The 11,039-nt window shown below is 70.0% G+C and carries 7 protein-coding genes; 3 read left to right on the top strand and 4 right to left on the bottom strand.

The features are described from left to right. Positions 1-461: 461 nt before the first annotated feature. Positions 462-1,532, top strand: a complete 1,071-nt coding sequence (locus tag NQZ70_RS06630; protein ID WP_237245102.1) for a GH12 family glycosyl hydrolase domain-containing protein — start codon at positions 462-464, stop codon at positions 1,530-1,532. Positions 1,533-1,622: 90 nt separating this feature from the next. On the opposite strand, the gene NQZ70_RS06625 is transcribed toward NQZ70_RS06630, so the two are convergent. Beyond that, a complete protein-coding gene (locus tag NQZ70_RS06625; RefSeq protein ID WP_237245101.1) occupies positions 1,623-4,796 on the bottom strand; it encodes a hypothetical protein in 3,174 nt (1,057 codons plus the stop codon). A gap of 387 nt (positions 4,797-5,183) precedes the next feature. Between NQZ70_RS06625 and NQZ70_RS06620 the strand changes: the two genes are divergently transcribed. Next, entirely contained in the window at positions 5,184-6,770 is a 1,587-nt protein-coding gene (locus NQZ70_RS06620) for a DEAD/DEAH box helicase (RefSeq protein WP_129573451.1), read from the top strand. A gap of 52 nt (positions 6,771-6,822) precedes the next feature. Beyond that, the gene (locus NQZ70_RS06615) at positions 6,823-7,023 is read left to right on the top strand and encodes a hypothetical protein (protein WP_129573450.1); all 201 of its coding nucleotides are present in this window, start codon (positions 6,823-6,825) and stop codon (positions 7,021-7,023) included. Between the two features lie 619 nt (positions 7,024-7,642). Here NQZ70_RS06615 and NQZ70_RS06610 read toward each other — a convergent pair. The 3 genes from NQZ70_RS06610 to NQZ70_RS06600 all read right to left on the bottom strand — a co-directional run bounded on the left by NQZ70_RS06610 (position 7,643) and on the right by NQZ70_RS06600 (position 10,920). Beyond that, complete coding sequence (locus tag NQZ70_RS06610) at positions 7,643-8,455, bottom strand: hypothetical protein (protein WP_129573449.1); 813 nt, start codon at positions 8,453-8,455, stop codon at positions 7,643-7,645. Between the two features lie 210 nt (positions 8,456-8,665). Continuing rightward, on the bottom strand, positions 8,666-9,649 hold the full coding sequence (locus NQZ70_RS06605) for a hypothetical protein (protein ID WP_129573448.1): 984 nt from the start codon (positions 9,647-9,649) through the stop codon (positions 8,666-8,668). Between the two features lie 293 nt (positions 9,650-9,942). Then, positions 9,943-10,920: a hypothetical protein gene (locus NQZ70_RS06600; protein WP_129573447.1), complete on the bottom strand. Its 978-nt coding sequence runs from the start codon at positions 10,918-10,920 to the stop codon at positions 9,943-9,945. Between the last annotated feature and the right edge of the window lie 119 nt (positions 10,921-11,039).

Below are 11,039 nucleotides of genomic sequence, written 5' to 3'. Positions count from 1 at the left end.
CCGAACCGGTCACCCGTGTTGTTAGACGCGAATATTCGTCTCGTCAATGGGCGCGCTATGCCCTATTCCCGGCATTCGCCGTCATGGCCTGCGCGCGCGACGCTGGAAGCTATCGTGTGAAATATCGTAAAGAACGATGAAGTTGACTCATGGCCTCCTCACGAGAGCTCCCTGCGCCACCGGCGGCTCTGGTGGATCGTTGGACGGGTCGTGCTACAGAGTCCGCGACGGCCGACCGGCCTTCGCAGGAGCGGCGCGGCGCCCACGCGAGGACGCGGAGCGTCAACGGCGACGGAGCGACGCCGGGTTCACGAGCTCCTGGATCGACGCACGCCGCACTTTTGGAGCCGAGCGGTGACGCCGTCGCTGTTGCTGAAATTGTTCAAATCGCGCGCTGCTTTTTGGCGAACGGCGTCGCCGCGCGCCGCCGTGCGCCGGTATTCAGGTGTATGTTCCGCGGCATGCAAGCGCTTACCCTGGCCAAGTCTTTCGCACGGCTCACGCTGACGGCGACCCTCGTCGCGGGTTGCTCTGGATCTTCCGACCCCGGAGGCGACGGCGGAGCGACGGGCTCCGGCGGGCTGCCGACCGCGAGCGGCTCGACGAGCGGCGGCGCGGGCAGCGGCGGCGGCTCGACCACGGGCGGCGCCGGCGGCACGAGCGTCGGCACCGGCGACGCCAGCGGCGGCACCGGCGGCGCGGGCAGCAGCGTCGGCACCACGGCCGGGACGGGCGGCGGCGGAGCGGCAGGCACCGGTGGCGGCGGCGCGGGCGACGGCACCGGCACGGGCGGCACCGCGAACCCGGGCTCGGAGCTCGGCAACGGCACCATGGAGGGCTCGGGCAGGTCGAGCGAGCGGTACGAGACGGGGCTGGTCTCGCGCGACGGCACGCCGTACGTGCTCATCACCAACGGCTGGGGCCCCGGGTTCGGCAACCACACCGTCTCGTGGGAAGGCACGTCGTTCACGGTGGAGAGCATGAGCGGCTCTGCCGGCTCGATGGGACAGCCCGCCTCGTACCCGACCGTGTTTTGCGGCCGCTACTCGGTGAGGGAGGTGCCCGATTGCGGGTTGCCGGCGCCAAGCGCCTCGATCACGAGCCTGCGCACCGGCTGGCGCTGGGCCAAGAACGGCAACGAGGGCCAGTACAACGCCGCGTACGACATCTGGATGGGCAACGGCACGCAGCTCCAGGGCTACCTCATGGTGTGGCTGCGCGATCCGCCGCGCTATCAGCCCGCCGGGCAGCCGAACCCCGCGCACCAAGGCGTGACGGTCGCGAACGTCCCCGGCACGTGGAACATATGGAACGGCATGGTGAACGGGCTGCCGATCACGAACTGGGTGCGCGCCGAGGGCAACGACAGCTACGAGATCGAGTTCGACGTGATGGACTTCGTGCGCGACGCGCAGACGCGCGGGCTCAGCGTGCCCGGCAACCAGGTGAACGCGGTCGCCGTCGGGTTCGAGATCTGGGAGGGGCCGATCACGAACTTGCAAAGCGTCGACTTCTACGTCGACGTGAACTGACGTGAACCGAGCGCGCGCTTTTGCCGAAACCGGCGGCAGGAGGCGGGGCTGACGCGGGGCGGGTGATGGGGGGCGGCTCGCCCCTCGGCGTCAGGGGTTGAACGTCGCGACGAAGATATCGGAGCCGCCGGCGTGGGGGATGAGGCCGGTCCCGAAGTCGACCGCCGCGCTCGCAGCGCCCGTGAGGGCGATGGTGCCGGCCGGAGAGATCGTGATGCCACGCGCGCTGGCGTCGAAGCCGAGGGTCCAGAGCTCGGCGCCGCTCGGATCGAGCTTGGCGAGCCCGTTTCCGGCGACGACGATGTTGCCAGCGGCGTCCAGCGCGAGCGTGTCGCCGAAGGGGATCGAGTCGCTGAACACGTAGGCCCCCGCGGCGTCCAGCTTGAGGAGCACGGGGCCGGCGGGCAGCACGCCGCCGCCGAGATCGACGGTCCCGTCCGTGACGCCGGCCACGAAGACCTCGTCAGCCGCATTGACGGCCACCGACCAGGCCGCCTTCCCCGCGCCGCCAGGGGGAATCGACGGATCCGGCGCGAACGGGCGGCTCCAGAGCACGGCGCCGGTCGGGTCGAACTTGCTGACCGTGAGATCCCCTGCGGCGGACTCCGGCGCGGTCACGGTCAGCGCGTTGCCGGCGCTGTCGATCGCGAGATCGGCGTAGTAGAACGGGTGGCCGTAATCGTCGGGAGGGGGCGTGATCCTGTGGTTCCAGAGGACATCGCCGCCAGGGCTCAGCTTTAGCAGGTAGGCACCGTCCGTCCAAATGTTGACGTAGACCAGGTAGGTGTTGCCGAGCGCATCGACGGCGATCCGCTCGGGAAAGCTGTAGATCTCGAGCGGCCTGTCCGGCGGCCTCGGCGGGACGATGGGGGCTTGACTCCACATGAAGTTACCATCGCGGTCGAACTTGGCCACGAAGGCTGCGGCATCAAGGGCCGCGAAGGGGGGGAGGCACTGGTTCAACACCCTAGCGCCGCGCGGCGAGTATGCGCCGGCGAGCAGGAGGTCGCCGTTGCCGTCGACGGCCATGACGAGCGGGCGGTCGCTGGGCAGGCGCTCGCTCCAGAGCAGCGCGCCCGATGGATCGAGCTTGAGCAGGAAGTGGCTTGAGAGCGGGGAGGGGCCGGTCAGAGGGCCCGCGCCGAAGTCGACGGTTCCTGTGAAGGTGCCGGCGACATAGTAGTTGCCTGCGGCATCGCTCGCGATGTTCAGGCCCTCGTCGGCGCCGGCGCTGCCGAACCCGCGCGCCCACGACAGCATCGGGCAATGTGGGTCGCCGTCGCAGTTCTCGTCCTCCGGCGTGGAGCAGATATCCTCGGCGGGCGTCACTTCGCCCACGCAGGCGCCGAAGCCAAGGCCGTCGGGTCGGCAGGTCTGCGTCCCCGCAGCGCAGGGTCCGACGCCCCTGGTCCCGGCAGGGCCGGAGTAGCACGCGATGACCGAGCCCGGCACGCACGTCTCGGACGGGTCTCCGCCGCTGCCGCCGCTGCCGCCGCTGCCGCCGCTGCCGCCGCCTCCTCCCTCGCCGCTGTCGCCGCTCGCCGGCGGATTGAACGTGGCAGCATAGATATCCCGGCCTTCTGTATGCGCGATCGGGCCGGTTCCGAAGTCCACCGGGCCGCTCACAATGCCGGTGACGGCGACCGCGCCGTTGGGGGATAAGGCTATGTCCCATACGCTGGCCGCGAAATCGAGCGTCCAGAGCTCGGCGCCGCTCGGGTCGAGCATCGTGAGCCCGCCCCCGCCGACGAAGATGTTGTCCGCAGGGTCGACCGCGATGCTGCCGCTGCGGTGGACGGGATGGCTGAACACTTCCTCGCCCTCCTGATCCAGCTTGATGAGAACGTTGTCAACTAACACGAAGATCTCGCCCGCCGAGTTGACCGCCACGTTGCCAGCGGAGAGGTAGTCGTACATTGGCCGGGACCATAGCAAATCGCCATCCGGAGAGAACTTTGAGACGATAAGGAAGGAAGTGTAGTTGATGTGGTCCCATCCCGTGCCCGTTGTCACCACGTTGCCGGCGCTGTCGAGCGCGAGCTTTCTGTAGGAATTGGCGTCCGGACCGCGACGCGTCCAGACGACATTGCCCATTGCGTCCATCTTCACCATCTCGGTCCTTTCCTCTACCGCGAAGGCGATGTACGCGTTGTTGAGAGCATCGAGGGCCATCTGCGTCACCGTGGGCCCATAGTGCACGTCGCTGCTGAATCCACCGCTCCAGATGTGATTGCCGTCGGGATCGAACTTGGCCATGTACATCGCGGCATTATCGAACCCACCGTTGACCGAGAAGGCGCACCCGCCGAAGCCGAGGTCCCTGGAACTGTTAAAATGGTTATAACGGTCGCCCTCGTAGCTGCCGACGATCAGGACATTGCCATTTCCGTCGATGGCCAGGGCCTCTCCGGCCTCGCGCAAGGGGGTGCCGAAGCGCTTGCTCCAGAGCGGCGCGCCCGAGGGGTCGAGTTTGAGAAGGAAGACGTCACTGTCGCCGGCGCTGGTCAGAGGGCCGGTGCCCAAGTCGACCGTTCCTTCGAAGGAGCCGAGGATGTAGTAATTCCCCATGGCGTCGACGGCGATGGACGATCTGATATACGTGGCCTCGATGCCGAACCCGCGCGCCCAGGCGGCCGGTCGCGGGCAATGGGGGTCGCCGTCGCAGCTCTCGTCCTGCGGCGTGGCGCAGACCTCCGCAGCAGGGGTGATCTCACCCGTGCAGGGCCCGTAGCCGAAGCCGTCAGGACGACAGGTCTGCGTCCCGGCCGTACAGCGCCCGACGCCGATGGTCCCCTCGGGGCCGGAGTAGCACGCGACGATGGATCCCGGCACGCATGGTGCGGTGGTAGCGGAGCCGCCGCTCCCGGTCGAGGTGCTCTCGTCGCCGCCGCCGTGGCCTGCGGAGCCGCCGCTGCCCGTGGCAGCCGAGCCGCCGCCTTCTCCTGTGGCTGCGGAGCCGCCGCTGCCCGTGGCAGCGGAGCCGCCGCCTTCTCCTGTGGTTGCGGAGCCGCCGCTGCCCGTGGCAGCCGAGCCGCCGCCTTCTCCTGTGGTCGCGGAGCCGCCGCTGCCCGTGGCAGCCGAGCCGCCGCCTTCTCCTGTAGTTGCGGAGCTGTACCCGCCGCCGCCCGCGGCGCCGCCGCCGCTGCTGCCGGGCCCCCTCGGATCGCATTCGTTCGTGGGGCCGAGGGCCGCGAGAAGCACGGCGGCGGAGGCGCGCCGGTGAAGCCTGGATCTCGAACCGATGGATTCGGAGGTTCTGGCCATGCCACCTCCGATGCTCGCGGCAGACGCCACATTCAGCCCGCGAGCGAGAATGACGCGCGTCCGGGCGAGGCCGAGGGATAGCAAGCTCCCCCTCGGCGCTGGCTCGCAGCGGCGGCCGCCCACCGTACCCGCGCTGGTTCCGAGCGGGTTCCTCCAGGCGCGTTCGCGGGGGCCACCCGTGGCGCCCGGCCGGCCCAGCGCGCTGGCTGGGGGAGGCTCGACCCCTCGCCATGAAGGCCGATTCCTGCGCAATCGCGCGGCCGCGCTGGTATCAGGGCCGTCATGACGACGATGCGCGCCAAGCGAACGGTCTCGGCCCCTCGTAGAGCCCCCAGCGCGGCCGCTCCAGCGGTCGCTGCTCCGCGCACGGCGCCGGAGCGAGCCCATGTGCTCGACGTCCCGTTCGCGATGCGCGCGGTCGCGTCCGCGAGCGGCGCGCGCTGGGACGCGGCGCACGGCGTGTTCGTCGCTCGCGCAGAGACGCTCCCGCCGGCCCTCGCGCCGTTCCGCGCCGCGCCCTACTCGTGGGAGCGACGCATCGAGCGCGAGCTCAACGACGACCCAGCGCCCGCGCCGGCCGCCCCCGCGGGGGCGATCGTCCTCCGCCCGCACCAGCTGGACGGCGTGCGGGCCATCGCCGCCGCGAAGGCCGAGAGGCGCGCCGGGTTCCTCCTCGCCGACGACGTCGGCCTCGGCAAGACGATCACCGCCTGGGCCGCGGTCCTCCGGATGCCGGACGTCGCGGCGGTGCTGATCGTTTGCCCGCTCGCCGTCGTCGCGCACTGGCGCCGCACGGTCGAGGCGATGGGCGACGCAGGCAAAGAGATCGTCATCATCAATTATGATCGGCTCGGCAAGCTCTTCGAGGTGACCCCGGAGGCGCGGCGAAGGATCCGATCGAAGAAGGGCCTCGCGCGCGCCGGCAGCGCCGCGGAGTTCGACGTGGTGATCTGGGACGAGAGCCACCGCTGCAAGAACCCGGCGGCGGCGCGCTCCAAGCTCGCGGTGAAGCTCAACGCACGCGCAGGGTTCGTGCTGTGGCTCTCGGCCACCGCGGGGCAGAACCCGCTGGAGCTATCGTATCTCGCGCCGCTCTTGGCGAGCGCGACCGGGAGCCGCTCCGCGGATCTCAAGGACTTCGAGCAGTGGTGCGAAGGCCAGGGGCTCGGGGTCACGCGCGGCGCGTTCGGCAGGTGGGACTGGCGCGGCGATCCGGCGGACTGCGAGAAGGTGCGTGCGCTCCTGTTCGACGGCCGTCCCGCGGTGGGGATGCGGCGTCGCCCGGAGGACGTGGCCGGCTGGCCCGAGATCAACCGCATCCTCACCCCCATCGAGCTCGACGCCTCCGCGCGCGAGCTCTACGCGCACGCGTGGACCGCGTTCCGCCGGGAGATGGAGCTCGTGCCGAAGGGCGCGAACCCGAGGTCGGCCCTCGCCGCGACGCTGCGCCTGCGGCAGAAGAGCTCGCTCATCCGCGTGGCGGGCACCGTGGAGCTCGTGCGTGAGCTGCTCGACAACGGGCATCAGGTCGCGGTCTCCGTCGCCTTCCTGGAGACGCTCGAGGCCGTGCAGGCCGCGCTGGCCCGCGAGCGCGTCCCGTGCGCGCTGATCCACGGCGCGATGCCGGCCGGCGAGAAGGAGGCCGAGCGCCTCCGCTTCCAGCGCGGCGAGCCGCGCGTCGCGCTCTTCACCGTGGAAGAAGGGATCTCGCTCCACCAGGGAGAGCACAACGAGGTCCCGCGCTCGGAGGTGATCCACGATCTGCGGTGGTCGGCGATCCAGATGGCGCAGATCGAGGGCCGCTGTCACCGCGATGGACGTTTTGCGCAGGTCTACTGGGCCTATGCCGACGGTACCGTCGAAGAGAAGATCGCCGCGATCGTGTGCCGCAGGATCCAGTCGATGAAGGCGATGGTCGGCGACGACGTCGAGACGATGCGCGAGATCGAGCGGCTGCTCGCCGGAGCCGATTGAGGCGCGCCATGCAGTGAAGCCGTGGTCGAGGGGCGGATGAAGCTCGTCAGCGGTGGAGTCGCCGCTGGAGAGGCTACCGGCGTCGGCCGTGGCGCAGGGGGACAGCGCGGCGTCGGCCGTGGCGCCGGACGACAACTCACGCGACGCCGAGATGGTCGCGCTCACGACGGTCGACCTGCTCATCCTCGACGACTTCGCGCTCGAAGCGATGAGCAAGGAACTCGGCGCGCCTCGCCCACCCTCGTCAACGTGACCGCGACGGGCACCGGGGGCGGGGTGGACGTTCCTGCTCCTGCGCCCCCTTTTGGGCAGCTGGATGGCTCGCCTCCCAGGGAGGCTACAGCTGAAGGTCCCCGACCGAGCTCCTGCAGCTTCTCCTCGTCCTCCTGCCCCCGGTCGTACGGTAGAGGCCAGCATCATCTGCCACCTTCACGCACAAAGGCCGAGGTACGCGGTTTGCGTCCAGATACCCATGCGAACCATCCAAACGTTTCTCGCCATGCTCTCTCTGTCTGGGGTCGCGCTGTGTGTTGCTTCATGCGCCACACCAGCGACAGAACCAAGGTCGGAGACGGAGGACACCGCACAGACCAGCGAACCAGAACCTGATCATGCAACACCTGACGATGAGGAGCCGAAGAGCGACTCCGAAACAGCAGAATCAAGCGGCGCGCTCAAGGTCATCCGCTGCAAGAAAAGCGAGCGCGGCGAAGAGTGCATGGAGCGGTGCGCTGAACAAGGAGTTCCTTGCGCGGCAGGACGCCGCCATCCATACATGCGCAATGTAGGCCTTGGACTGCTAGGACAGTGCAGATCAGCCGTCAGAGTCAACTGCTGCTGGTATTATTATAAAAATGGACACGTCTGTAGGTTCATCGGAAATCTTCATCTCTGTCTGTATCAGGGTGGACGTCATGATTGAGGGCACGCACGTTGGACTCGAACTCGTACGAGATGCATTTCCAGTCCGGGCCGACTAGGGACTCCATGCACCGAAGAGCGAGCGGGTACAGCTCGGGCGACCGCTCGCCGCCCGAGAGCGCTGCGGCGCCCAGCACATGAAGCCGGTGCATCCGCTGGACGTCCTCCAAGGTGATGGCCGTAGGTCCCTGCATGCGGCCGTGTACGTGCTCCATCATCGCCCACTGGACGGCGGCCATCGTGTTCTCCCACGCCGAGGGATCCACCCCGAGCTCGGCATCGCCGCGCTCGAGCGCGTCAGCCAGGATGCGGATGTAGCCGACTGCATAGACCTCGGCACTAGACGCCCAGTCGAGCTGATCCTCCAGGTGTTCCTGGTCGGCTCGGTCGGCTTCGTCCGTGGGGAGTCCCGGATCGAGCAGCGACTCTATGCACTGAAGAGCGAGTGGGTGCAGCTCGGGCGGCCGCTCACCGCCCGAGAGCGCAACGGAGCCCAGCACGTGGAGCCGTCGCATCCGCTCGACGTCCTCCAGGGTGATGGTCGGTGGCCATGTCGCGCGCCCGTGCACGTGCTCCATCATCGCCCACTGGACGGCGGCCATCGTGTTCTCCCACGCCGAGGGATCCACCCCGAGCTCGGCATCGCCGCGCTCGAGCGCATCAGCCAGGATGCGGATGTAGCTGACCGCGCAGGCCTCGGCGTTGGCCGCCCAGTCGAGCTGATCCTCTAGGTCTTGCTCATGGGGTCGATCAGAGTGGGCCATGCGCGGAGTCTACTCCAGCCTCACGAATGTGGAGCAGCGCCCACACGGATGGCCCCGGGCTCGCGCTCCAGGACGTCGACGCTGGCGCGCTCGCTGAGCTCGCCGACCACCGGCCGCGCCGAGGTGTGACCTCAGGCTGCCCGCTCCACCTTCGGCGAAAGCGATGCGGCTCTGTCCTGCTCGGGCAGACCCGTAACCGACACCCCCGGCTCACCCCGGGCACGCCGCGTCGCACCCCTTGCCGCCGCAGTCCACGCCGAGCTCGTCGCCGTTCTCCACGCCGTCCTTGCAGCTGGGCGCCTCGCACGCGCCGGCCCAGCAGACGCCGCTCGCGCAGTCATCTCCCGACGTGCAGCCGCCGCCGTCCGGGCAGCGGCGAGGGCACGCGCCGCTGCAGTCCACGCCGGTCTCGTCGCCGTTCTTCACGCCGTCGTTGCACGTCGGCGCCTTGCAATGCGCCATCGTGCAGACCCCTGATTGACAGTCCGTCGCGGCGTTGCATGGATCCCCGTCCCTGCACGGCGCGCAATCCCCACCACAGTCCTGAGCGGTCTCTCCGCGCCCAGCATCGAACACCATGTTGACGCAGTGGGGCGGGACGCAGAACACACCGTCACACGCCAACCCTGCAGCGCAGTGCAGCGTGGGGTCATCGTGGAGGCACTCGACGCACCGCCCCTCATGGCACCGACCCGAGCCCGAAATTGGACAGATCACCCCGTCGAGCAACGCGTTGAGCGGCCGATCATAATCGCAGAGATCGTTCGTGCACTGGTTGCCGTCGTTGTACACGTCGTACGCCGGCACGCTGACCACGCGCCCCTCCTCCGTGCACTCGTCCTGCTTGCAGTCGCCGCGGAGCTGCGATGCGAGCCGACCCGGCTTGATGGCGAGCTCGCATTTCCCCTCGACGCAGCGCCCCGCGCCGCACCGCGGATCCGGCGGACCGGGGCACTCCGCGTCGCTCTCGCACTGCGCCGAGGGATCCACCACGCCCGAGCACTCCGCCGTTCCCTCCGCGCACTCATCGCAGGGCCGGCACATCAGGAAGCAGCCCGGCTCCTCCTCGCCGCGCGCGCAGCAGACCACCTTGCCCGGCTCGGCGCACTCGCAGCGCTCGTTGATGCACACCGTCCCCGGCGCGCTCTGCCCCTCGGACAGGCAATCGTCCGTGGTCGCGCAGTCGCCCCCCACGTACGGCTCGTCACCACAGGCGAAAGAAAGCGCCAGACCCGTGAGAAATAAAAAGCCCCCGATACAAAGCTTGACAGAGCTCATCGTGTGTCCAGTCCTCCGGCACAAGGCTGGGCAGCCGGCAGCCCCGGCGGCCCCAATCCGCCGGGAGAGTCGTTGGCCTGATCCTCGAACGGGCTCACTATGCCGCGCTCGCCCCGCGGACGTCACGCAAGTTTTCGCCAGTGCGCGGCGCGCGGACGCCGCCGTCCGGTCACGCGCGGGTCAGGCCAGGATCGATGTCGAATCCGTGGTCAGAAGACGCCGCTGACCGTAAAGCCATCCGCCGACATCCTCACGTCGGCCTGAGCGCGCGGGTAGAACGTGTATCCGAGCGTGACCGCCAGGACCGCTCCACCGGTGATGAGCCCGGCCACCCCGAGCTGCCGGAGGGTGCGCATCTCGCCGTGGGCCGCGGCGGCTTGCTGGCACATCGGCCAGCGCACGCGGAAGCAGCCGTTCGGCCCGGCGGCGCGGGCGGCGGCGAGGACCGCCTCCTCGCGCTTCTCGGCGCCGACGAGCAGCACGCCGCCGGCCGCCGCGAGGGTGGCGGACAGGCCGAGGCCGCCCGTGACGAGGGTGCCGTCCGGCATCGGTCGCGGCGGCGGCGGCGGGGGGCTCGGTCGCGCCGCGCGCGGGCCTTCGGGCGGCGGCGGTTCGGCCGGCGGCGGGGGGAAGGTGAGCCTCACGTCCCGCGTCTCGCCGCGCGGGACGTCGACCTCGGCCGAGGCCGTCTTGCCGTCCAGCGTCGCGCGCACGACGCGGCGCCCGGGCTCGACGGGGACGGGGTTGTCGCCCTCGATCTCGGCCGGCGCGCCGTCGATGGTGACCGTCGCGCCCGCGGGCGCGAGGATGCGGAGCTCGCCGGCGAGCTGGCGCGCGCGGGCGAGGTCGACCAGCCGCGACTCGTAGAGCGCGCGCTCGTCGGGGGTCCGCGGCGCGCGCATGATCTCCTTGCAGAGCGACAGCCAGCGTACGGCGGCCGGCATGTCGCCGATCCGGAACGACAGCGCGCCGATATTGCAGGCCGCCACCTGGGAGCGCTCGAGCTTCCACACGGCCATCCACAGCTCGCGCGCGTCGGCCAGCCGCCCCTCGTCGACCGCGGTGTGCGCCTGCGCCACGAGCCGATCGCGGGCGCCGGACGGCGGCGCGGCCGCGGCGCCTGCCGAGGCTGAGAGGAGCGCGGCGGCGAACGCCGACGCGACGGCACGACGGATGTTCCTGTGCACGGAGATGGGCCTCCTCGGCCCTGGCTCGGGCTCGCGCGGGCGCCGCGGAGCCGGCCGCCAGGGATGCGGAGGCTCACGTACCAGAAGGATGGCAGCCGTGAAAGCGCGGCCCCACGGAC

Source organism: Sorangium sp. So ce836, assembly GCF_028553905.1.
GTDB lineage: Bacteria > Myxococcota_A > Polyangia > Polyangiales > Polyangiaceae > Sorangium > Sorangium cellulosum_D.
Note: the sequence above shows the minus strand (reverse complement) of the source record. Positions and strands in the feature narration are given on the sequence as shown.

Coding starts and splice junctions, on each gene's coding strand:
- NQZ70_RS06630 (WP_237245102.1), top strand. CDS start 462: ATGCAAGCGCTTACCCTGGCCAAGTCTTTCGCACGGCTCACGCTGACG.
- NQZ70_RS06610 (WP_129573449.1), bottom strand. CDS start 8,455: ATGGCCCACTCTGATCGACCCCATGAGCAAGACCTAGAGGATCAGCTC.
- NQZ70_RS06625 (WP_237245101.1), bottom strand. CDS start 4,796: ATGGCCAGAACCTCCGAATCCATCGGTTCGAGATCCAGGCTTCACCGG.